The sequence below is a fragment of the Enterobacter sp. MGH 33 genome, assembly GCF_000534535.1.
Lineage (GTDB): Bacteria > Pseudomonadota > Gammaproteobacteria > Enterobacterales > Enterobacteriaceae > Enterobacter > Enterobacter hormaechei_C.
Map to the genome: position 1 here is coordinate 2,911,606 of NZ_KI973212.1, position 24,212 is coordinate 2,935,817.

Genomic DNA, 24,212 nt, shown 5'->3' on the forward strand with positions numbered 1-24,212 from the left:
AGCGGTAGTGCCAGCGGGTCTGGCCGTTATCCTTCTCCACGGTGCGGCCGTGGATGTCATAGCGCCAGCGAATGCCGTTCAGCTGCGACAGGCGGTTGTGCGGGATCTTCTCAGTAAAATCTTCGATCGGTGAAGATTCTGTAGTGGTGGCGGTTTGCGCCACGGTTGAATCCGATATCGCTCAAGTGAACGACGCCGATCGTGTAGATTTCATGGCCGAGCCGGGTCTGAACCGCGTGATCCGCGCGGGCCATGAGATGCTCAGCCTGCAAACCTACTTCACCGCGGGCGGAAAGAAGTGCGCGCGTGAAACATCCCTGTCGATGCGACTGTGCCTCAGGCGGCTGGTAAGATCCACATCGACTTCGAGAAGGCTTCATCCGTGCACAGACTATCGCGTTTGAAGACTTCATAACCTACAAGGGTGAGCAAGGTGCGAAAGAAGCAGGCAAGATGCGTGCGGAAGGGAAAGATTACATCGTTAAAGATGGCGACGTGATGAACTTCTTGTTTAACGTTTGATTTGTTTTTACGAAAAAAAACGACCTTACGCCCTCTTACGAAGATAGAACTCAAAGTATTTTTCAAGTCTGTCTAGAAACGCTCGTTCTTTGTCGTAGTTATAAGAATCGTTAAAATATTTGTACGCTTCATCGGATGGATTCAACTCATAACAAACCATGCCGAGGTCGATTAACTGCGCTGTGGTTTATATCCGATCCAAGTGTACTTAGTGTCCTCTCTCCCCATTTCTTCGCCTCATCGTTCTCCTTGAGAGCAAAGCAAGCACTGTACATGCACGCAGAGATCCAGTTGGCAATTACCCATTCGATCTTTGGCTCAGGAAGAGCTTGCCAGGAGTTTTGGTATTGCTCTAAAGCCTTGGCGTATTTTTTAACATCATGAAACTCGTTTCTTTTTTCTACAAGAGATGTAAATCTTTTTTCATGTGTTTATTCATTATCAATAGCAAATAAACCTCCTCACCGATAAAAGGGGCATAAGAAATAAATGCTTTTAGAAGCAAGGAGGTATCTAAAACAGTGAATCTTTATTATTAAAAAATTAAAAACTAACCAAAAAAGAATTTCTTAAACCCTTCCACCTCAACATCTTTTAGTTTGGTTTTAAGCATCAAATCGATATCTTCCAGGAAATCTTCTCTTAAATTAAAATCATCATCGGTAGCATCACCATCATAATTATTTTGTTCTATCTCAATGGCAGAACAAAAAGCATCCAAAAAGTCAGCTAAGGAAGCGGAAATGATAAAGTTGCGTTTTTGAATGCTACCATAAACAGGCGATGTTAAATTTTGGGTGTCACAAAAAAGAACGTCACCATTTCTTTCAGCAAAGATTATATATTCATCGCGCCAGACCGTATCATTTTGAACTCGCCAACCGGATAATATTTCATTGAGATCGTGAGGCTCAATAATCTGTAAATAGAAAGTACCATCAAATGTTGGACGGTCATTTAAAATTAAATGACGATAAAAAAAATCAACCTCCCCATTTATATTCACGGGAAAAGAAGTCTCATTTTCATCGTCTGTATAGTCTATCTCTCCCATATTCAAATCATTCATTTTGAATTTGTTCGCAAGATCTTGGACTGCATTTTTTATGTTCATCTTTCCACCTATAATTGCTTACATCGTTGTCTAGATTTTAGTGTTCTTTCTCTATCAATTAAGCGCCCACGCGTCGAGTTCTTGGTATTCCCTCTATGTCCTTGATCACCATGGACATGCTCATTGAACTTGTCGGAATGGTTATGATTTTTCAAGAAAACAATGTTCCTCGGATCACCTTGCCATTTGGAACCAAGCGTACCATTGCCTTCTACCGAATTGATATGATGCCCGGTATAGCCTGCCCGGGACATCACAGAGGTTAAGCTCTTGTTGGGAGTCTTCAAAATTAAATCCCTCTCTTGCGCTGTCCAATTTCTTGTGCCAGCCCCACCATCCTGCAATAAGGCTTTTTCTTGCACCCATGCCCTAGAAATAGCAGAGCTCCTAGCTCCACCTTGAGCAGAAAGAGAATCATGTGGGCGGTAACGAATGAGATCGTCAGGAGCCAACCCCCACGGATCCACCCACCCCAGCGCATTCGGCGCATACTGGTAAAGGTTTATCCCCCCCGCCAGCCCTATCGGGTCATGCTGCGTAAACCGCCCGCAGTCCGGGTCGTAATACCGGAACAGATTGTAGTGCAGCCCTGTCTCACGATCCAGGTATTGCCCCTGCATACGCAGGTTCTGAGAATATCCTGATACCTGCGTCTCGCTTTCCCGCAGCAGTTTGCCCCAGGCGCTGTTCACCCCTTCCCAGCGCACCTGCCCTTCGCTATCCGTCATCCGCTCCGGCGTGCCGTTGGGCTGACAGTGGAACCAGAAGATTTCCGGGGCATCAACGCCGTCAATACGAGCCAGCGGATCGTAGCTGTCCTGATCGCTGTAGACGTAGGTCAGCGGCACATCCCCGTGCACCTCCTGCAACAGCCGGAACCCTTCCCAGACAAACCGGGTGGTGACTGGGTTACCGGTTGGCTGTCCGCCCACCATCTGGCGGCGCGTTTTGCTGATGCGTCGCCCGAGCGGGTCATAGCGGAAGCTGACCTGCGTCTGCGGCCTGTTGCGGTCCCGCGGCTGGCTTATGACCTCCGTCAGGCGGTGCTCGCCGTCGTAGCGGTAGTGCCAGCGGGTCTGGCCGTTATCTTTCTCCACGGTGCGGCCGTGGATGTCATAGCGCCAGCGAATGCCGTTCAGCTGCGTCAGGCGGTTGTGCGTGACCTTCTCAGCCGAGCCTTCAAGCGGGTTACCGGCAGCATCCCAGCGCCACTGCTCCTGGCCGGGCAGCGTGCCGTCCTGAACCAGCAGACGTCCGGCGCTGTCGTACTGCCAGCGGTACCAGCTGAACGGGTTATCGTCCCGCTCTTCGCGGACCAGGTTATTGCGATAGTCGTAATCCCAGCGGCGGGACCAGCGGCGCGGCGACGGGCGCTGGGCATTGCCGGTAAAGACGTCCCGGCGATGCAGTCGGCCAAGGCGGTCGTATTCGCTGCGGGTGGTCAGCAGCCCCTGCGTACGGCTGGTTTCACGGTGGAGTTCGTCGCGGGTAAAGTCGGAGACCGACAGCTTATCAAGGGCAATGCTGAGCAGATGCCCGCTACCGTAGTAGAACTGTTTCAGCTCCCGACCATCGGGCAGCGTGACGGAGGTGCGGTTACCCAGCGCGTCATACTCCCACGCCAGCTCCCCGTGTTCGCCCGTTTCGCGCGTGACGCGCCCGAGCGCGTCATACTCAAACACAAGCTCCTGCTCGGCCTCGGCGCTCCAGGCATCTTCTGAAAGCGCGGGATGCAGCCCAATCCGGCTCAGAAGGCCGGACGGGGTGTAGTGGTAGCGGGTCTGCCCCTCCGGCGTGGTGCGGGCGACCAGCTGGCCGCTCGCGCTCCAGGCGAAAGCGTGGGTGATGGCCTCCGGATGTCCGGCGGCAAAGGTGCGCGCTATCGTACGTCCGCAGGCATCGTAGCGATACTGCGAGGCCACGCCATCGAGTCCCACCTCTTCCAGCAGCAGCGAGTCTGCGCCCCAGCGGAACTGATACGCTTCGCCGTTTTCGTTTTCCATGGCGACCAGCCGTCCGCGGCTGTCCCAGCGGCGGCGCACCTCTTCACCCTGCGTATTGCGGGTGGCGGTTAAGCGCCCTGCCTCGTCGTATCTGAACTCGCTCTCTTTCCCGTCGGCGCCCGCATGCTTCACCGGCAGACCACGTTCGTTCCATTTGAGCGACTCGGTCCAGCCTTCTGATCGGTCGAGCTGCACCGGACGCCCCGCGGCGTCGTAGCGGTAACGCGTCTCTTCGCCGTCGGCGCTTATCTCAGCCACCAGCCAGCCCAGCGGATGATAACGGTATTGTGTCACGCGGCCAGAACAGTCCGTCGCACGCACCATCTGCCCGGCTTCGTTGTACTCCTGGTAGCGGCTGTTCCCGGCGGCATCAACTTCTTCCACAACCTGACCAAACTCGTCCCGACGCAGCAGCGTGGTCTGCCCCATCGGATCCACCACGCGTTTCAGCCCGTGATGTTCGTCATACAGGAACCGGGTGGCGCTACCGTCGGCTTCGATGATGGACGCCGGAAGCGCACGGTGCTCCAGCCAGGTGGTGGTGCGGGTATTGCCGTCGGCGTCGATCTCCTGCACCCGGTTGCCCATCTCGTCATAGACGAAGGTAACGGCATTACCCAGCGGATCGATGCGACGCGTGAGGAGTTCGTTGTCATCCCACTCGTAGCGCCAGTTCTCACCGCGCTCGTCAACGTAGCGAACAATCAGGTTTTGCGCGTTCCAGTAATGCTTTCGCGTCTGACCGTCGTAGTGATCGACGGTCGTCAGCCCGGCGGCTAAATCGTAGGTAAAGCGACAGCCGTCGCCGGTGCTGGTGCGATTTTCCACCACGCGCCAGTGGTCGAATTTTTGCCAGCGGTATTCGCTCTCCAGCCCGCCCGGCAGACGGTGCCAGACCATCAGGCCATCATCGTTATAACGGTATTCACGGGTTACCACGCCGGAGGCATCCGTTGCGCTGGCCAGCTGGCCGCGCGCGTCGTACCCCCACTGCATCAGCGGCCATGTCTGGTTGCCGTCAAAATGGCTGGCAGCGGTAACGCGCTGCGGGAAACGTTCATCGTCATAGCGCAGGGTGACATCGATCGCTCGCGGCTCATCGTGCAGACCGACCAGCCGCCCGTGCTCATCCCATTCCGTCAGCAACGAGTTGCCGTACTCGTCGCTGAGGGAGGCCAGGCGCAGGATGGAGGGGTTAGCGCGGGTCGGTTTATACAGACGCCACACCGCGCCGTCATCGTCAGCTATCGCCACGTCGCCGCTCTCATTGCGGCGGATAATGATGCCTTCGCTGATGCTGTAAAACGCGCGGTCGACCGGCGGCAGTTCAAAGCTCAGCTCGCGCCCGGTTTCATCGAACCAGGTGGCGTTGTTTTCTTCCAGCGCCAGATAGCTGTCAAAGGTGGTAGCCCAGCCCAGACCGAAAAGCCCTTCGCGGGTGGTCAGGCTGTTGTAGCTGCGCTGCCAGCGCAGCGGAAAGCGCCCTGGCAGCGAGAAATCGAGTTCGTCGTCGTCATTCAGCACCTTCACGCCGGTAGCGGCATGAACCGGGTGCGAGGAGCCGAACACGGCGTTGACGGCCATATCAGCCAGCATCCCGCCACCGGCAGCAGCCAGCGCGCAGGGCATGTTTTTCAGGATCTTGCCCGGACGCCCGCGCAGCAGGGAGAGCGCAATCATCCCCAGCGCCAGACCCGGCGTTTTACCGCTTTTGATATCGCGGACCGTGAGCGTGTCGCCGCCTATGATCACGTTCGGGGAGACGTCGTCGGAAACGGTGCCCTCGCAGGTGGTGCGATCTTTTGCGCGCACCGCAGGCTGTCCGTTGATGAAGACGCTTTTCGAGCCTTCCGCCAGATACTGCGGCCCGGAGTGTTTATCACACGCCACCTTGTCTTCTTCCAGCGGCGAGGTCCCTGCGGCGGCAGAGGCGACGCTCGGCTGCCACATCTCGCTGCCGAACTGTCCGGCAGCGGAGAGCAGCATACCCGCGTAGTCGGCAAAGCTGCCCGGCGACTGCGGCTCAGGGGACGGGGTATCGGCAGGCGTTAACGTCCCGGCGGCGCGCGCAGCGGGAAGTTTATTTGTCAGAACATTGCTCGAACCGGTGGTGATTTTGCCCGCGGGCGACGGCGGGAAAAGCGCGTTACCCAGCCCTTCAGCGGCGTTGCTAATATCGTCGGTGATCCCGGCGACGTTCGCCAGAACCCCGCCGATAATGCCGCTCAACAGACAGCTGGATCCAATCGCCGCCACGCCTGCTGCTGCGGCCCCGGCTCCCAGCAGTGGGGCCGCGACGGTCGCTGCCGCGCCCACCGCCGCGCCAATCACCGCATAGGCAGCGCCTTCCGCCACAATGCTGGTAATATCAGCAAAAATGCTGGAGTGAATAATCTCGTCGCCCTTACGGGCCGCGTTGTTATCGCTCATGCCTTACACATTCCGGTTGTCGTTTAGCGTCAGACTCTGCTTCAGTGCGCTCCAGCGCGCCTCGTCCTCTTCCGTAAAGGCTTTTAAGGCCGAGAGGGTAAAAATCATCAGTACCGGTTTGCCTGGCGTCTGCACGGCCAGCTGTTTTTGCCACAGGCGCTGGCCGTTACGGTCAAAGGTGGTCTCAACTTCAACCCCATCAATGTTGCCGGCAGACCCGGCTTTTACGTGCTGAAATTCGCTCTGGGCGATCTCACCCATCTGAGGACGCAGCACGTCCCACTGGCGGTGAAACTCTTGTTCGTAGTCGCTGCCATCCGGGATAACGCCGCGGCTGACCACCACGGACAGCCCGCTTTCGTCATCGCGAATGATGTTCATGCTGTTGTCCTGCCAGGCGGCAGGAAAAAGGGTAAAGGAACCTTCCTGGAGGGTGTATTTCATCGGTGAACTCGCGTCTAAAATTGCTAAAGGGTTTTACGTGCCGCCACGGACAACCCGGCGGCAGACAGAAAGCGGTTAATCTTCCGGGGGCGTAAATTTCTCCTGCACCGCCGCATCGATATCCCCTTTATGCCCTGACCCCGGCGCCGTTGTGCCCGGTTGGGTGCCCGACGTATTCAGGTGCAGCTTGCCGCCCGTGGTGATATAGCCGTCCCCTTCAACGAAGAAGTTGAACTCTTTGCCGATCAGGTTAATTTTGCCGTTAGCGTTAAGCTCAATAGCACTCTCGCCCGAGACCAGCCGCAGCTTCGTCCCGGAAGCAATAACATACTGCTCTACCGCCGCATCCAGCTTGCCTTTACCCGTCAGGATCTCGGTTCCGCCTTTCACGGCCTGGATCTGATTAGCCTCCACGCGATGCAGCTCATTTTTCTTCACGTAATGGCTGCGCGCGCCGCCGACGCTGTGCGTTTCATCATTTTTAACGCTGGTGTCCATGTTACGCTCGGCCTGGATCCACACCTGTTCCGCGCCCGCCTTGTCCTCAAAGCGCAGGGCGTTGGCATTGTCGACTGAACCGTCTTTCGTGCGGCTCATAAAGCCCATCTGCGTCGCGGCAGCCGGCAGCGCCCACGGCGGCATGCTGGCTTCGTTATACACGCGGCCGGTGATAATCGGACGGTCCGGGTCGCCGTTGATAAAGTCCACCACCACCTCATCGCCGACGCGCGGGATCTGCACCCCGCCGTAGCCCTGGCCCGCCCAGGCGCTCGACACGCGCACCCAGCAGGAGCTGGTGTCATCGCCCTTCGCCAGACGGTCCCAGTGGAACTTCACCTTCACGCGGCCATATTTGTCCGTCCAGATACTCTCCCCCTGCGGTCCCACGACTTTCGCCGTCTGCGGGCCGTAGGTGCGCGGCCACGCCGTGCTCTGCGCCGGACGGTAGGACACCGACGCCGGGATAACGGTGAAATCGGTGCGGTGAATGGTTTCCCCCTCACCGCTCGCGTAGCGGTTCTCCTCGAAGTGGTAACCCGCCGCCGTCACCAGATACTCGCCGTTGTCACTGAAGAACGGCGCGTTGGTCAGGGTAAAGATGTGGCCCGGCGCAATGCCCGCCGCCGTGGCCGTCGCCTGAATCTGCTGATGCTCCACCTGCCAGCGCTCCTGACGGATTCGGGCGTAGAACTCCGCATGCCCTGTCTCCACAAAGCGGCCCGGCCAGTCGTACACGTCGATGCTGCCCGGTTTCGGGGACGCCGGGTTCTGCTGCGCCTGGAACAGCCACGCGTTCGGCTTGCGGAAGTCATAGTCGTCGAGGCTGTAAATTCCCGGCGTGACGCTGTCCTCCAGCGCCCACTGGCTGATGCCCTCTTCATCCGTACTGCCGCCGGACGGCGTCTGATGGTAAGGAATGACCTCATAGCCGCTGAACGGCTGGTGCTGGGTCGCGGCGTCGGTCAGTACCAGGGTATGCTTGTCCGCCTCGTGGCTGAAGTAGTACGCAATCCCCTCCAGCTCCATCAGGCGGCTGATAAAGTCCAGGCTCGATTCCTGATACTGCACGCAGTAGTCCCACACCCGGTAGCTGCCGGTAAGTTTGTCTTCGAGGTTAACCTGATGCTCACCCAGCAGAGTTTTGACAATCTGCGGTACCGTCTGGCCCTGGAAGATACGCAGGTTACGGTCGCGCTTCATCGGCCACAGGTCCGGCTCCACCGTCAGCTGGTACACCGCGTAGCGGGTGCCCGTCAGCTCCACGGCGCTCACCGCCACGCGCGTCACCTTGCCGTTGATATAGCGGGGGGTGAGCAGGTTCTGCGTGGGGATGGTCACCGTGACCGGCTGGCCCAGCAGCTTGCTGCGGTCAATGCGCGCGTCCGTACCAAGCAGGGTCAGCGTCAGCGCGAACGACTCGGACATCGCCTCACGGCCGGAGAGTTTCCAGAAAAGCAGCCCCTCAACCGGGAGCTGGACGGTAATTCGGTTGAGCATAATCTTTATTCCGTAATGGTTTATGCTGGGAACGTTTATGAACGTAAAGCTAATTTCGACGAGGTGGTTTTGGATTGATGCAATGCTGGGTTGATTTGTCTGGAGGTACGAACTTTCGTTTTTATAAATCCAAAGAGTGCAGGCTAATGGAAACTCCGGAAAAAACCTTATCTCTGGCTTTCATGAAAGTTGAGCAATCACTTAACCGGCGCAGGTGGCCACACGCCCCCTTTCTGAATAAGTTTCTCTTTTATTTCATTTAACTTCTCGTATTGCTCGCTGCCTCTATCAAGTCCACTCAGCGCGTCCGCAAGCGCATTACTCATTGACCAGCCATTTTTAGCCTTAACTGACGGGTCCGCTCCACGATCGAGCAGTAACAAGACATGCTCGTAAGCCTGGTTATCCAGCGCATCAAACACCAGCGTTTTACCCAGTGAATTGGTTGCATTGACGTCAGCTCCGCGATCGAGCATGGCTTCCAGAGTCTCTGTGTTTTTCGCTTTAAGCGACTGGAAGACGATCGGTTCGTGGAAGACCTTATCTTTCACGTTGGGTGAGAGGCCACCGTCCAGCATCGCATCGATCCAATCCGCGCTGTCCCCCTTCAGGGCAAATTCGGCAGGGCTGCTTTTTCCCTGCGGTCGAGGCTGGAGCGGATCTGCGCCGGCCTTAACAAGCAATGTAATCACCTTTAAATGGGGCGATGTTTTTTTATCATTAATCGCGTTGCCGATGGCCCAAAAAAGCAGGGTCATATCCTGCTTTCCCGGTTTATTAAGATCGCTTTCTGGTGCAAGCGTCTTCACCGCGTCGACATCACCTTCTTCAATCGCTTTCGCCAGTTCAAGCTGCTGACCGCTGAAGTAGTCCTGTGGATTAAGGTCCATATCCTGCTTACACCCCTGAATCATGAATAAAAAACATAACGCGACAAAAGCCATCAACCGTTTTTTCACAATCGACTCCCGATTATCGAAATATCCTCGTCCTTCTGTTGCTCTATGCAATCAATCGCCTGATTAATCCCGTGGCGGTCCAGCGCGCTTCCGGTTCCACCGGGAAGATCGTGGGGTATTCCGGCAGCATTAGGGCTCAGCGCAGAGATTTCCTCTTTGAGGATCCACGAAGGGACATGCCCTTTCATCGTTTTCAGATCTTCCCAGGGGTTAACTTCCTGAATCTTCGTCAGCAGTTCACCTTCAACCCGATACGCCTGGATATTATCCGTACTGCCTAATATCTTACCGCCGTATTTTTCTACGGTTCCGGCATTCAGGCCGGCGGCGTTGAACGTCCACCCCGCTTTCCCGCTGCCCATAGAGGTTGCAGAGGCGAGGCCACCGCCAAGGGAATGACCGGCAATATCAATATTCTGGCCTGACCTTGCCAGCTCCTTACCAATACTCACGGCCTTTTTATAATAATCTGAAGCCATACCCATGCCCTGTGAGAAGTTATTCGACCAGTCAGCCCCGTTTACCACCGGCGCCAGCTCCCCTTTGGTCAGTAAAGAGGAGACATTCTCAGACAGAGAGGCGAAACCAGGCTCGCGCGATCCCCTGAATACCAGTGTGGGGTTCATATCTGTACCAAACACTTCCGGCTTCGGTTGATAGACGCGCGCCAGAAAATTGGGGGACGTATCATCGTCAAAGAGCATTGATTTGTTCAGCCCGAACTTTCCTAACAGCGCATCGTCATTACTGATATCCGTCCACCCCTCCGGCACGCCCGGTGTGGTTTCCAGCGGGTTCACGGTCTTATAAATATTTTCCGCAAGCTTCGCTTTTTCCACCGCGATATTATTCGCCGCCAGACGCTTCGCGGCGATCTGGGCATCCGGATAAAGGCTATTGCTCCCCTTCGCAATCAGATCTTTACGCGCCTGCCAGCGCTCTGCTTTGGTCATCTTCTGAAGCTGCCCGGCATAGGTTTTACCGTCCTTGCCGGGAGTAGGTTCATCCGGCACCTGTGCCGTTTTAGATTTCACCACCTGTTTTGGCAGTACCGTTGGTGCAGGGCGAGAGCCGTACGTTCTCACCATGGTTTCGTAGCGGTCGACAATCGTACTTACCGGATACCAGCCCAGGCCGACCAGCGAGGCAGCCTGGAGTTGCCCTTTGGCATTGATGTAAAAAATTTCCGTTACTGATGACCAGTCACGAAAACTTTCGTCAATGGCAACCACTCTGCCCATCTCTAAATCCTGCGCGATCAGCGTGCGGGTATCGCGCCCGGACTGATAAGGATTCGCACCGGTGATCGTGCGCAGCAGATCGTAGCGCGTGAAGAGCGAGCGCAGCGAATGGTCGGGAACCGACATAATCCACTGTCCGGCAACGGACGGGCGGATTATTTTCGCAAACAGCGCTGGCGAGACGTTCTCGTGGAACAGATAGACAAACTTGATGTTATACATTCGCTCCGTCCTGTTACCCGCAGGCTTACGGATTCACCAGCCAGGTGCCTGGCTTCGCAATATCCAGCGTCTGGGTACGCGTTCTTCCATTGCCTTCCAGTTCAATGCGGGTCTCGCCCGCAGGCAATTTCAGCGATGCGTAACCGTTATTGCCCGGACGCAGCGCTTTAGACTCGCCGTTCACCTTCAGCGTCTCACCATCAAGCATGCGGATGTAGACCAGCGCGACCGGGCTGGCGTCGACAGGCGGCGCACTCTGCTGCGCCGTAGCAGGTGGCGCAACCGGCTCGCTCACGTCTGCCGTTGCCGGTCTGGTTTCCGCCTGGGCGGAGGTCTCAGCCGGAGGGCTCACGGCAGGCGTTTGCGCCGTCTGCTCTGGCGTTTCCTGACTGTCGCCGCCGAACAGCATCGCACCGGCAACCACCCCAACCAGCACGCCCGCGGCCACCAGCCCCGGAAGCTTGTAACGTCGCCAGTCCAGCGCGGAAGCAGATGTCTCCTCTTCCACCGGCACCAGCATCGTGCCGGTCTTCTTCGCGGTAAGCACCTCGTCGATACCGGCGACGGGCATCTCGATCAGCGCCGCGAACTCCTCAATGGATTGCGGACGGTCTTCCATATGCAGCGCCAGCGCCTTGTCGATGGCCTGTAGCAGCGGGATGGAATAGCCCTGCGGCATCAGCTCCACCAGCGGTTTGCAGGTGTCCTGAATCGAGCGTACCACGCTGACCGGTGGCGGAGAGCCTACGATGAGGGTACGCAATACGGCGCCGAGCGCGTAGATATCCGTCCACGGCCCCTGCTCGCTTTCATTGTCGTCGGTATACTGCTCGATAGGCGCGAAGCCCGGACGCAGCATGGTTTCCGTCTCATCCGAGAGATTACCGATGGTGCGGCGCGCCGATCCGAAATCGAGCAGCACCGGCAGGCCGTTATCCTGAATCTGAATGTTATCCAGCGAGATGTCGCGGTGCAGATAACCCTCGTCGTGGATCGTTTTGATGGCGCCGAAGAGCATTGGCAGCATGCGGCGGATCCACGCCTCGTTAATCAGCTCCGGTTTCTCTTCGCGCAGACGCGACAGCGTGGTACCGCTGTAAAACAGCGTTCCCATATAGGCCGTGTCGTTTTGCACCCAGAAACGCAGCACGTGCAGCAGGTTCGGGTGGTTAAAGCGCGCCAGCAGGCGGGCTTCCTGGATGAAGCTGTTCAGGCCGGCAGAAAACGCTTTGCCAAAGCGCTCGCTGCGCAGCACCAGCGTCATATCCTCGCCGCGCACGGCGAGGGAGGAAGGCATAAATTCTTTGATAGCGATAGTGCGTTCGAGCTGGTGATCCCAGGCGCGATAGACGATGCCGAATCCGCCGCCGCCAATCACCTCTTTTATCTCAAACTCATTGAAACGGTACCCGACCGGGAGCGCGTTTGGGACAGTCCGATTGTTATCATTATCCGTCATCTTTTACAGTTCTCTTGATGATTATTACGCGGCAAACTGACAGTGGAACTCGCCCTGCTCGCAGGTGACATGCAGACGTCGGTACTGCTCGTCGCTGCGGCTGGCGGTAAGTAAAATCTGGCTCATCTGAGGCAGCAACGTATTGGTCAGAATCGCATCCACCATACGCCCGCCCGACTCAACCTCGGTACAGCGCTGAACAATCTGTTCGACCACGCTGTCGTCAAATTCAGAAATAATGTTGTGATTCTCTTCCAGACGACGCTGAATGCGCCTGAGCTGAAGACGCACAATCTGCCCCAGCATCTCGTCGCTCAGCGGGTAATACGGCACCACCAGCAGGCGGCCCAGCAGCGCAGGCGGGAACACCTCCAGCAGAGGCTGGCGCAGGGCGCCGCTTAACGCGTCAGGCTCCGGCATCAGTTCCGGGTCGGCGCACATGGCTGCGATCAGGTCGGTGCCAACGTTAGAGGTCAGAATAATAATGGTGTTACGGAAATCAATGTGACGCCCTTCGCCGTCCTCCATCCAGCCCTTGTCGAAGACCTGGAAGAAGATCTCGTGCACGTCCGGGTGCGCTTTTTCAATTTCGTCCAGCAGCACCACGCTGTAGGGACGGCGGCGCACGGCCTCGGTTAAGACGCCGCCTTCACCATAGCCCACATAGCCCGGAGGCGCACCTTTTAACGTCGAAACGGTGTGCGCTTCCTGGAATTCACTCATGTTGATGGTAATGACGTTCTGCTCGCCGCCGTAAAGCGACTCCGCCAGCGCCAGCGCGGTTTCGGTTTTACCTACGCCGGACGGCCCGCAGAGCATGAATACGCCGACCGGTTTGTTTGGATCGTCAAGCTTCGCCCGGGAGGTTTTTACCCGACGGGCAATCAGATCCAGACCATGACGCTGGCCAATAACCCGCTGGTTCAGCGTGTCGGCCAGATTCAGCACCGCGTCGATCTCATTTTTCACCATCCGGCCCAGCGGGATCCCGGTCCAGTCTGAAACCACCGCAGCCACCACGTTCTCATCCACCGCGGCAAACAGCAGCGGTTCGTCACCCTGTAAGGTCTTCAGCGCCTGCTGCTGTTCTGCCAGCTGGCCGCGCAGGTCAGCCGTATCCTCATCTCCCGCCGCAAACAGCGCGGCACGCAGACGGATAATCTCCTGCACCCGCGTGCGCTCTTCTTCCCAGCGACGGGCCAGAGCTTTGCGCTGGGTTTCGAACGCGTCACGTTCGGCGGTTAAGGCCGCCACACGCGCCGGATCGCCCGCCCCCACGCGCGCTTCGCGTTCAGCAATCTCCAGCTCTACGTCCAGGGCCGCCAGGTGACGCAGACAGTCTTCCAGCTGGGCAGGCGGCGCGCTCTGGCTGACGGCTACGCGCGCGCAGGCGGTATCCAGCAGCGCCACCGCTTTATCCGGCAGCTGACGCGCAGGAATATAGCGATGCGACAGTTTCACCGCCGCGCTGACCGCTTCGTCGAGGAGTAAAACCTGATGATGGGTTTCCAGCGGCGACACGGTGCTGCGTAGCATCAGCACGGCTTTGGCTTCGTCCGGCTCGTGAACCTGTACGGTCTGGAAACGGCGGGTCAGCGCCGGATCTTTCTCAATGTATTTTTTGTATTCCGCCCAGGTGGTCGCGCCAATGGTGCGCAGTTGCCCGCGCGCCAGGGCAGGTTTGAGCAGGTTAGCGGCATCGCCGGTGCCCTGCTGACCGCCAGCGCCAATCAGGGTGTGGATCTCATCGATGAACAGAATAATCGGCGTGGCGCTGGACTGCACTTCGTTAATCAGCGCCTGGAGGCGCGCCTCAAATTCCCCTTTCATGCCCGCTCCGGCCTGAAGCATGCCGATATCCAGCAGCCACAGCTGAACGTTTTGCAGCGGCTCCGGCACGTCGCCGTCAGCGATACGCAGCGCCAGCCCTTCCACCACCGCCGTTTTCCCGACGCCGGCTTCCCCGGTCAGCAGGGGGTTGTTCTGGCGACGACGCATCAGAATATCGACCATCTGGCGGATCTCTTCATCGCGCCCCACCACCGGGTCAATTTTCCCTTCCCGGGCGCGCGCCGTCAGATCCTGACCATACTGCGCCAGCGTGCCCTGCGCAGCCGGTACTGCCCCGGCAGACGCGTCCGCAGCGGCGGCGGCCTGCTGGCTCTCTTTGCTGCTGGCGCAAATGGCGTCGAACTGCTCGATCAGCACCTCGACGTTAAGACGGGTGAACTGCGCCGAAATGCTTTTCAACACGTTCGCCAGATTCCACGTTTTCAGTATGCCGATCAGCAAATGGCCGCCGCGGATGCGGCTGACGCCAAACTTCAGCGAGCCGTAGACCCAGGCGCGCTCGACGGCGCTGTCGATATGCTCGGAAAGATCAGACACGGAACTCGCGCCACGCGGCAGGGCATCCAGCGCCGCCACGATATCGCGCGTCAGCTGCTGTTCATCAAGGGCGAAGTGACGGATGACCTGTTGCAGATCGCCATCCTGCTGCTGCATCAGCTGATGCAGCCAGTGCACCAGCTCAACGTACGGGTTGCCGCGCAGCTTACAGAAGGCAGTCGCGCTTTCCAGAGAGGTAAATAACAGCGTATCCAGTTTGCCGAAAAGCACGGCACGGCTAATTTCTGACATGTTAGTTTCCATTAACAATGATTCGGTATACGGAAGGATTATCGCTCTGCGCGATACACCAGATCGCCACGCGGAACAGGCTGAGGCTGAAGGCCGAGCCAGGTGTTGTACCCTAATCGCCCGGCGCTACCGAGCGTGGCGCCCTGCACCGCATCGGCGCGCAGGATCACCCGTGTTTCCCATTCAAATTCCACCCCGGCGTACTGTCGCACCCAGTCGCGCAGCTCGGTCACCCACCCTTCGCCCGGCAGAAAACGGTTGTAGTCGTCTGCGCTCAACGGGCCAATCTCAAGCCGAAATTTATGCTGCACGTCGCGTACCGCAATGCCGAGAAAAGCGGACTCTCCCATGCGCGGCATACGCCGCCCCTCGCCCAGCTGTGCCTGCTCCCGCGTTGAGAGCGGCATCCACTGCGGGACGTTGGCCACCAGCCTGACCGGCACGTTGAAATAGTTGCGCAGGATTTTCTCCAGCCCTTCCGGGTCCCGCCCGTGTCGGGTCAGGTGCCCGGCGTGAGTAAAGCGGGCGTGCGCGCTCAGGCTGCCTTTCGACATCTGGGCAGGCTGCCCCATGCCAATCAGCGATGCCAGATACCCTTCGAAGCGCCTGTTGTCGTTGCGATCCAGTGAAACGGCAGGCTGCGCGTCCGCCCAGGCGCGGTAGAACAGCAGCGTCAGGCGGTGGTGAAAGAGGTCGGCAAACGCGCTGAGGCTGTGATCCTGATGATGATGAATACGCTCGCGGGCATACTCAGTCATGTGCACCGGAAGCGGGCCGTTAGGACCAAACAGGCCGAAGCTCAGGATGGAAACGTCATGCAGTCCGTTCTCTTCCCGCTGCCGGACCTCAGCAACCGTTGACGGCGCAAAGCCCATTGAAGGCTGCTGACCAATACGCAGCGGCTCAAATTTAGGCAGCGGCGCGCGCCCCAGCGGGTAACGTTCACCGCCCTGGGCATCAATGCGTCTTAACAGCTGGAACAGATCATAGCGCCACGGCGTCTCGCGCACCCCGCGCCAGAACGCATCGGGCAGCGGCGTCAGGCGATGCACGCGCAGCGTTGCAGGGGCAACTTCACTCATACCAGCGCCCTTTTACCCATGCGCGGCGCCCAGTAGCCGATTTCACCACGCTGCTGGCTCTTGAGCGTGAACTCCGTAAAACTGTTGATGGAGACCAGGCGGGCAAAAAGGCGTTCCAGCACGCTGCCGAAAAGCCATGGGCTGGCGCCGGAAAAGGCGCGTTCGTCCACCGTCAGGGTGATGCCGATCCCGCGGGCGAACACCACCGGGCCGGGTTCAGGCACGCGACGGTGCACCGGCTCCAGCACGCAGTGACGAACGCCATCCACTTGACGGGCAACCGGCGTCTCGGCCAGGTTGGCGTACAGCCCTAACAGCTGACGCAGCGCGGCAGCGCCCTCTTCGTTTTCGCTGTCCATCAGGCTGAGGTAGTTCATTTGCAGCTGGCTGATGAGCCGCCAGGTGCTGAACCCTTCCGCCAGCGCCGGACGCGGCGGCGTCGGGCCTTTACGCAGGGTTAACGCCTTCACCGGCATGGAGTCGGCCATAATAAACTGCCCAAGCTCCTGCTGGAGCATCAGCGGCAGGTCACGGCTGGTGCACAGCACCTCGGCGGAAATGTAGCGCAAATTCTCCTGCCACGGCGCGTGCTGCGCATCCACCAGCGAGACAAAGACCTCCGAGCCGATATAGCCCGTGCGGGTGCCATAGCGTAGCGCGTGTTCGGAGAGAACGCGCTGCTCACGGCGCAGGGAAAAATAGGCGCCGTAGTTGCCCGCGTCTCCGCTCCAGGTACTCCAGAAAGGACGAAACGTCTGGTCGTCCCGCTGACCATCCGCGCTGGCATAGATTTTTTTCACGGCATAAATTTCATAATCCAGCGGGCGGATGTTATCCACCACCAGGTGGTATTCATGCTGGCTTTCGCTCAGCTTCTGCCGGGCCGCCACTTTCGGGAACAGGTTGATCACCGGCGTGCAGTGCAGCGCCAGGTGGCTGGCATCCACCACGCGCTCCAGCTGATCGTCGCTCTTGTCGAGCAGAATGAAGATATCAAACGCTTTTTCGTCTTCGCAGCGCTGGATCAGCTTGCCCAGCCCGCTCAGGCTGATGAAACGAAAACGCGCCGGGAACGCAAAGTACTCCTGCAACAGGCGATAGCCGTCGAAGTTGCGCAGATCGTCCGGGAGCAGCGCCTGGTCCGCATTAAAGCCTTCCTGACGCAGGGCGTCAGACGACAGCAGCTGGCGCTGGGGCTGCTTGCTGACCGTCTGGCAGACAATACCCGCGTGGTGCTCCATCACCAGCTCCAGCAGCTTCAGCGCCTCGATGTCCGGGCCGCTTAAGAAGAACTCCAGGCGGTCAAAGTCCAGGTGCCCGAGATGCTGCGGGCCATCGCAGGCAATGCGGATCCGTAAGGCGCTGCTGATCCCCCGCTGGCTCAGGCCGAGCTGGGCCAGCGGCAGATCGGCGGGAACGCCGCCCAGCTCGATCCGCTCAATTTTTAACGGCAGCAGGTTCACCTCGTGCGCCGTGGTATAGCTGCACGTAACGCCGGTCTTTTTCAGCGCCAGGCTGTCCATCATGGTGCCGCGCGGCACAATAAAGCCTTTGCTCAGGTCGCCGCGGCTGCTGTCGGGCTGAATTTCAGCGATCGCCATCGACGGCGTAGGCGCCAGATAATTTGGCGCAATCATCTCCAGCATACGCTGTGAAAAGCGCGGAAATTCGGCGTCCATTTTCATCTGCACGCGGGAGGTCAGGAAGGCGAAACCTTCCATCAGACGCTCAATGTACGGGTCCGCCACTTCGATGCCGCGCATGCCGAGCCGCCCCGCCACTTTCGGGTAGCGCTCGGCGAACTCTGCCCCCATCTCGCGCAGATAGGCCAGTTCACGGTTGTAATATTCGAGCAGTTTGCTTTCCATAATTACCCCGCATCCTTCAGTTCAAAATGGCCGTTCTCAAGATCGACGTCGGTGCGAAAGAGAAACTCCAGCGGATACGGCACGCACCACAGGCGACCTTTGATTTCGATAGACAGAACGTTGTGCAGATCTAACGAGGAGGTATCGGACACGCAGCGAACCTGAAGCCCCTGCGGCAGGATCCGCGGTTCAAAGTTAATAATCGCTTCGGTGAGCTTGCGCTGAATGTCGTGCCATTCAATATCGGACATTCTTTTCCCCGCCAGCGGCGCCACGCCAAAATTCACGACGGAACGGCTCACCTGCGTCAGCCCGCTCAGATCGCTGGAGGCATCGTGGTTAATGGTGTTAAACAACCACTGTAAATCCCGCAGGACGTTACGACGCAGCGCGGCGTGGGTAATCAGATTGCTGTTGGCGGACTCGCGTTTTTTTTCCGGATCGTTATCCGTCAGGCGATCCAGCAGTGAAGGCTGCATTTTGTCGCGCGCCCCCACTTTCTCCTGCCTGCTGCGGGCCTGCCAGCCGCTGCGCAGCAGATCGCCTTCGCCAGCGGGATTACTCATCCGCACCATCCGAGGTAAATGTCACCAGGCTCAGGGTAAGCAGCGGGCTTTCGCTTTGCTCGCTCAGCCAGGCTTTCTGCCCCATGCCTTCATACAGGGCGCCGTCATCGTCCAGCGGGAGCCACTCGGTGGTGCGCCCCAGCTTAACGCTGTCTGGCGCCCCGTCAGCAAACGGATAACGCGCCGGGATCTGACACACCTGCTCGGTGCCGTCCGTGAGGCGGACCAGCGCATGACGCCACACCAGATCGGTCACGCTGGCCGGAGCCTGAAAACGGATCGCGTCGATGGCGCAGAACGGCACCCAGAAATAACGGCCATTGACCAGGGTTTCACACACCGGCCCCAGACGGGCATCGCCGTCCATCAGCCATTCAAAGGTGTGGCTCTCTTCATTCTCCAGCGTGACCTGCCCGCGGCTTGCCGGGGCCTGTTCGAGTGCCGCCAGGCGCAGCGTTTGCGCTTGCCCGGCGCTTTCGGTCAGCGCCTGGGCTAACGTCGTCAGCCACGGCCACTGCGCCTCGGGCATTGCCGGTCGTACCTCTCCCGCGAACACGCGCGCCCGCTGCTGTTCACCCTGAATGGCCTGCTCCAGCAGCGTTACGGTCGGTTTTGCCTGCGGCTTCAGCGCCAGCCAGCTTTTCAGCTGGGTCAGGGCGCGCGCCCAGTTGCCGCTGAGGATCAGAAACTGCACAAACGCGGCGCGCAGATCGGCATCCGCCGGACGGGCTTTGATATCGGCTTCCAGGCGAAGCAGCGCGTCGCTAATCGACTCGCCCGCCAGACGTTGATAAAGCGTATTCATAGCCCCTCCTTAATTCGCCGCGCGCCAGGCGCCCACTGCCGGATCGCGCAGCTGCGGACGCAGCGTGTCAATCAGAACAACGTTCAGCTCCGCGCCCGGTGCAACCCATGCGCTCCAGATCTTCTTCACTTCTGCGATACGCGCCTGGAGTCTGGCGTCGTCGCTGGCGATCTCACGGGTGATTTCCACCGCCACCGTGCCGTTGCTCTTCCAGCCGTTCAGGGTGCTGTCGTACGGCAGGATCATCCAGCTCTGGTCGCTGTTCTGGGTGCTGAAGACCATGCGCTCTTTGTTGACGGAGGTTATCAGCGCCTTTTCAGGATCGACCGTGTTGTTCAGCCCCATCACCGGGAAGCCGTGAATGTAGGTGACCGGAATCGCTTTCTGCGTCCCGTTACGGTTCTGCGTCACCACGGTGTGGCCGCTGAGCCAGCTGCCGTTGCCGCAGCGGGTGGTGTCGGAATCCGGAATAAACAGCGCTGGCGCGGAGGAACCGCCCTCCCAGAAGGTGCGCAGATGGCAACCGTCCTGAAGGGTGAACTCCTGCCATGGCGTACGATCTGCCGCCACGGTGTGCGTCTCCGGATTCTGGTCAGGTGGCAGCAGCGCGCCTGAGGTGGTGGTCGTTGCCGCCGCCGTCTCCTGCTGCTTCACCACCAGCGCCCAGTCCTGCGCTTTAGCCGCTGTGCCCCGGGCAAGCGTCGTGCCTTCCGGATCGTTAAGCGTCCAGTTCAGGGTATTCAGCTTGCTGCACTGGTGCTCCAGCAGCGAGCCAAGGCGCGGCACGAAGTTTTCCAGCACTGAAACCTCTTTCTTGCCGTTCGCCACGATACGCAGCGCCACGTCCGCCTTACACCAGCTTTGCGGCGTATTGTCTTTAATGTTGTCGATCCAGATATCCAGCTTCTGCGCAGGAGACTGCACGATGCGGAAGTTTTCAGCCTGTGCGGTGGTCGCCACCGTCAGAAGAGCCAAACCCGATAGCCAAAGTTTCATATCAATCCTTGTGTGTCTAATCAGTTCCGCAGGGAAGAAATTGTGCTGCGTCAGAGAGCGTATGCAGCAAAGTGGTGTCCTGAGGGTTGCCCATCCACACCGCCACGGCGGTATAGTTATCCTGAGCATTGCCCTCCTGTTCGGCATTCTTTTGAATGATTTGGTTCATTAAGGTCAGCCACTCCTGTGGCGTATTGACCATATGCAGCGACTGCTTCATCTGCTCTTCGCTGACGCCGTGCCAAAAACCGTCGGTGCAGAGCAGGAAGGCATCACCGTCCTCAACCTGCACGACATCGCTGTAGCTCGCTTCCGGTCCGCCATTCTCAATACCCAGCGCCAGATACAGCAGGTTGCTGTTGAGATCGTCGGTCTGATGCCCGGCATCTTTCATCTGCTGGACGAGGCTGTGATCGGTGGTGACATGCCACAGCCAGCCGCGGCGAAACAGGTACAGGCGGCTGTCTCCGGCGTGCGCCCAGTAAGCCAGACGGTAATCCCTGTCGATAAACAGGCTGACCAGCGTGGTGCCCATCCGGCGATAGTCCTGCACGGCCTGTTGTTCGCTGAGGATGGTGCGGTTCGCCGTTTGGACGTAGTCACGAATATGCTGCGCATTCAGGTGCTTGTCGCCGTCAAAGCGGGAAATAATGCTGTTGCGGGCCAGCTCAGCGGCCACCTCGCCGCCCGGCAGGCCCGCGATGCCGTCACAGACGACAAAGCAGGCTGAACGTTCCCCGATGGTTTCTCCCGTCTGATCCTGGTTGCTGGCGCGCGTCCCCTGGCGGGAGAGAGAAGCCGTTGCGATATTCATTTTTCTTCCGATCCGCTTTGTGAGTCTTTGTACTGATTGACCTCCATGTCATAGGCATGGAGGAAGGCTTCGCCAAACAGGGTATGGAAGTCGTCCTCGATCTCGCCCGCCGTCTCGCCATAGCTGCGAACGAAATAATCCCACAGCGCGGCTTTACGGCTGCCCGGCAGCGCCAGGCGTGACGTCATCCCGTTCTGCTTAGCCTGCTCCTCCAGCTGTTCCGGGTTAAAGGATTGCAGCATGGCGGCGATAATGGCGCGGATACCAGAGATCATCCCTAGCTGGTGTGCCTGGAGATCGATCAGCGCATCACGCACCGATTTGGTCGGCGGCATAAAGCCCGGCATCGGCGTGCCGAACATCTGGATCAGCACCGTTTTCCCGGTCGGCAACAGTTTGAACGGGTTGTTCGCATCGTCGAGCACCATGGTCATATCGGCTTTCACCCCACGCTTGAGGATGGAGCGCGAGGAGAGCAGCGCCACGGTCCCCTGCGAGAACATGCCCAGGATCTGCCCCAGCTGACGCATATTTTCCCGGTCGAATTGCGGTACCGGCTGCATTTCGCTCAGGCCCATGCCCTCCAGCAGCGCCTCCAGCAGTTCGCCCTGAAGCACCTCGCCCCGCTCGCCGGTCTGCGCGGAGGCAGCAGGCGATGCAGCGTTTTTAACCGGGTCGATACGCAGGCGGCCTTTAGGCGCCTGCGCGTTGCTGCGCGCCACGGCCTGCGGCGTTGGCATGGTGAAGCCAGCGTAATCGGGGCGCGCGGGCTCCTCTTCCGCGCGCGGCGCGTCCTGTGGTTCAGTCGGTTCCGGATCGAACAGCGGTGAGCTGGCCAGCGCATCCTCTTCCTGTGCGGCTTGCGCTTCAGGCTTTGGCTCCGGCTTATCGGCCACGATTTCATCCGGATGGGTTAACGGCGCGCCGCCCATCAGGCCGAGAGGGTCATCATGACGCGCGGCAGGTGCGCTCGCCGACCCGCCAAACAGGGCTAACGGATCGAGTTCGTCCGACGCCTCTTCCTTTGGCTGGGCAGGTTTGCTTTCGTCCGGCTGTACCAGCGTTGAAGGGGTGACATCGTCAAAGATGCTCTCTTTTTTAAACAACGCTTCATCGCTAAACAGCGTGTCCGGGTCAACGTTTTTACGTTCAAGCGACGGTTCGGCGTCGTTAAACATTGCCAGCGGATCTTCGGCATTCCGCTCCGGGGCCGCAGGCTGAGAGAACGGATCGTGGGATGCGGCGGGCTGTGGTTTTGCCCGGTTGCTGGAGATGCTGTCGGAGATGGAAAACTCCTGCATCAGGCTGTCCCAGATTTCCGACGGCACGGCCGTAGGTTCAGCTTTTCCACGAGGCGCGGCGCTGGCCGGTTTCGGTTGCGGCGCTGGTGCAGGTGTCGCCACTGGGCGCGCCTGCTGCATGCTGGCCGCCATGCGGCTTACGGGCTGGGTGTCATGAATGAGTTCGCTGACTTCAATGCGATAATCATCAATACCGAGAATATCCCCATCCTGAAGCTCAACCTGACGCCCACGCTCCAGCGGGATATCATTCAGTACCACGCGGGTAACGCTGCCGCGGTTCGTGACGCGGCATTCGCCACTGGCGTCGACGTGAACGATGGCCTGCAAACGCGAGATGGTGCGGTCATTGTCCGGCAGCACCAGATTGTTATCCGTACCGCGCCCAATGGTGCCGCCCGGGGCATAAAAATCACAGCTGCTTTGCGGCGGCTGATGACCGGGTTTCGTAGAAATAATCGTGAATCGCATGGCGTATTCCTGCTGGTATGATTAGCGCTCAAACGCTGCCGCTCTCGGGGGTGAGAACGGCGGGGTTTGGGGGTTAAGGGCTGATTAAAGCTATTTGACTACATTCAGGAAAATAATGCCGATAAGCAGCCATAGCGTAAAAAGTAAGGCCTGAGCTTTATAGCGTCGATGCAGTTTTAATATCCAGCCGATTCTCTCTTCCGGTAAAGCCTGAACGAATTTATAGGCATCGTCCTGAACATTTCTGTCTTTGGTAAATTTCATCTTCACGCCTTTGCGAAGACGAACAAACCAGATTATTTTTTGATAGTTCGCCAGCGAACCAAAAAATGATGCGTAATTTGTCACCAGATCGAGATCGTAGCCTTTTTGCCTATATTCTGAAAGAAGCTGATTATATTCGGCCTCGTGTTTTTTAAAATAACGGGAACTGATGAAGTCCATAATTACGACAAGTAAAAATAAAACAACAATCAGAAATAAAAGAATATTTTCTAAATTCACCTTAGCTTATCCATGACATATTCAGTTGCTCCACCGGCAACTTCGCCACCAATGTATCCACCCGCAGCGGCTCCTACCACAGAACACGCGAGCAACCCTACACCACCTGTTGCCACGCCCAATGCAACACATACGCCAGCCCCAGCCATGGCGCCATATTTTCCGCCATAAATCCCGCCCGCAAGACTGGCGCCAAATTGACTGTACTTCTTAACGGCGACTTTTGAACAACTCTGCTCTCTACCTACTGTACAGGCATCGTAAACTTCATTGGTTGTGTTTGCACCAGCGAAGCCGATAGCAAGCCATCCTCCCATTTTCAGAAAACGGGCAGCTTTTGAAGCATTGTCTACATATGTTGAATACCCTCGTATCGAGGCAACACCCGCAGTACTCCATTCGTGGACAATTGACCTGCTTGATAAACCTAAAGCGTGCTTGATTTCTTCATAAGGTTTCAGTTTCAGCGTTAGTCTGGACAGCTTATTTAATAAAACGTCCAGCTCAGAAAAAAGTTTTTGCCTTTCAACAAAAAACTGCTGCCCGATCAATGTGCCTTGCGTTCTGTATTGATTTTGATAAGCCAGTTCGATAGCTTTTAATTTCTTTTCTATTTCGCTAAAGTACCTTTCACCTGCATCAGCAACCACCCCGAGAGATTTATCCATAAAATTAGTTAATGCTGCGATGGTACTAAAATGCTTGTTAAAGAAATTAGCTTCATCTGTATTCAGTTCTGCCAATGCTCCATTAACCTTTTGCTTTGCATTTTG

17 protein-coding genes and 2 pseudogenes are annotated in these 24,212 nt (G+C 57.9%); 1 reads left to right on the plus strand and 18 read right to left on the minus strand.

The window, feature by feature from the left end; translation table 11 throughout:
• Window positions 1-112 (minus strand): annotated as a pseudogene (locus L379_RS26455) (RHS repeat protein); the annotation flags it as partial.
• Window positions 113-131: 19 nt separating this feature from the next.
• Here L379_RS26455 and L379_RS25105 point away from each other — a divergent pair.
• Window positions 132-522, plus strand: a pseudogene (locus L379_RS25105) (DUF933 domain-containing protein); the annotation flags it as partial.
• 550 nt (window positions 523-1,072) lie between these two features.
• On the opposite strand, the gene L379_RS10405 reads toward L379_RS25105, so the two are convergent.
• From L379_RS10405 to L379_RS10325, 17 genes are all read right to left on the minus strand, one after another.
• Complete coding sequence (locus L379_RS10405; RefSeq protein WP_032653893.1) at window positions 1,073-1,636, minus strand: hypothetical protein; 564 nt, start codon at window positions 1,634-1,636, stop codon at window positions 1,073-1,075.
• Between the two features lie 8 nt (window positions 1,637-1,644).
• On the minus strand, window positions 1,645-6,069 hold the full coding sequence (locus L379_RS10400) for an RHS repeat-associated core domain-containing protein (RefSeq protein WP_155858413.1): 4,425 nt from the start codon (window positions 6,067-6,069) through the stop codon (window positions 1,645-1,647).
• Window positions 6,070-6,072: 3 nt separating this feature from the next.
• A complete protein-coding gene (locus tag L379_RS10395) occupies window positions 6,073-6,513 on the minus strand; it encodes a DcrB-related protein (RefSeq protein ID WP_017384279.1) in 441 nt (146 codons plus the stop codon).
• Window positions 6,514-6,588: 75 nt separating this feature from the next.
• Window positions 6,589-8,511: a type VI secretion system Vgr family protein gene (locus L379_RS10390; protein WP_032653896.1), complete on the minus strand. Its 1,923-nt coding sequence runs from the start codon at window positions 8,509-8,511 to the stop codon at window positions 6,589-6,591.
• Window positions 8,512-8,708: 197 nt separating this feature from the next.
• A complete protein-coding gene (locus L379_RS10385) occupies window positions 8,709-9,470 on the minus strand; it encodes an ankyrin repeat domain-containing protein (protein ID WP_023303867.1) in 762 nt (253 codons plus the stop codon).
• On the minus strand, window positions 9,467-10,933 hold the full coding sequence (locus tag L379_RS10380) for a Tle-like phospholipase domain-containing protein (protein WP_017384289.1): 1,467 nt from the start codon (window positions 10,931-10,933) through the stop codon (window positions 9,467-9,469). Before L379_RS10380 ends, L379_RS10385 begins: the two co-directional genes overlap by 4 nt.
• Window positions 10,934-10,958: 25 nt before the next feature.
• Window positions 10,959-12,392 (minus strand): serine/threonine protein kinase, encoded by a 1,434-nt coding sequence (locus L379_RS10375; protein WP_032653898.1) that lies wholly within the window; start codon window positions 12,390-12,392, stop codon window positions 10,959-10,961.
• A gap of 24 nt (window positions 12,393-12,416) precedes the next feature.
• Complete coding sequence (gene tssH, locus L379_RS10370; protein WP_032653902.1) at window positions 12,417-15,032, minus strand: type VI secretion system ATPase TssH; 2,616 nt, start codon at window positions 15,030-15,032, stop codon at window positions 12,417-12,419.
• A 38-nt stretch (window positions 15,033-15,070) separates the two neighbouring features.
• Window positions 15,071-16,114, minus strand: a complete 1,044-nt coding sequence (tssG, locus tag L379_RS10365) for a type VI secretion system baseplate subunit TssG (RefSeq protein WP_032653904.1) — start codon at window positions 16,112-16,114, stop codon at window positions 15,071-15,073.
• Window positions 16,111-17,982 (minus strand): type VI secretion system baseplate subunit TssF, encoded by a 1,872-nt coding sequence (tssF, locus tag L379_RS10360; protein ID WP_023296775.1) that lies wholly within the window; start codon window positions 17,980-17,982, stop codon window positions 16,111-16,113. The genes tssG and tssF overlap by 4 nt, the downstream gene beginning before the upstream one ends.
• Before the next feature lie 2 nt (window positions 17,983-17,984).
• Window positions 17,985-18,548 (minus strand): type VI secretion system baseplate subunit TssE, encoded by a 564-nt coding sequence (gene tssE, locus L379_RS10355; RefSeq protein ID WP_015570336.1) that lies wholly within the window; start codon window positions 18,546-18,548, stop codon window positions 17,985-17,987.
• Complete coding sequence (locus L379_RS10350) at window positions 18,541-19,353, minus strand: type VI secretion system accessory protein TagJ (protein WP_017384294.1); 813 nt, start codon at window positions 19,351-19,353, stop codon at window positions 18,541-18,543. The genes tssE and L379_RS10350 overlap by 8 nt, the downstream gene beginning before the upstream one ends.
• A 9-nt stretch (window positions 19,354-19,362) precedes the next feature.
• A complete protein-coding gene (locus L379_RS10345) occupies window positions 19,363-20,349 on the minus strand; it encodes a hypothetical protein (protein ID WP_032653907.1) in 987 nt (328 codons plus the stop codon).
• 16 nt (window positions 20,350-20,365) lie between these two features.
• Entirely contained in the window at window positions 20,366-21,163 is a 798-nt protein-coding gene (locus tag L379_RS10340) for a PP2C family protein-serine/threonine phosphatase (protein ID WP_003859969.1), read from the minus strand.
• Window positions 21,160-22,935, minus strand: coding sequence for a type VI secretion system-associated FHA domain protein TagH (gene tagH, locus L379_RS10335; RefSeq protein ID WP_017384296.1), 1,776 nt, complete (start codon window positions 22,933-22,935; stop codon window positions 21,160-21,162). Before tagH ends, L379_RS10340 begins: the two co-directional genes overlap by 4 nt.
• Window positions 22,936-23,025: 90 nt before the next feature.
• Entirely contained in the window at window positions 23,026-23,379 is a 354-nt protein-coding gene (locus tag L379_RS10330) for a hypothetical protein (RefSeq protein WP_096152387.1), read from the minus strand.
• A gap of 56 nt (window positions 23,380-23,435) precedes the next feature.
• Window positions 23,436-24,182, minus strand: a complete 747-nt coding sequence (locus tag L379_RS10325; RefSeq protein ID WP_369797632.1) for a hypothetical protein — start codon at window positions 24,180-24,182, stop codon at window positions 23,436-23,438.
• Window positions 24,183-24,212: the final 30 nt, after the last annotated feature.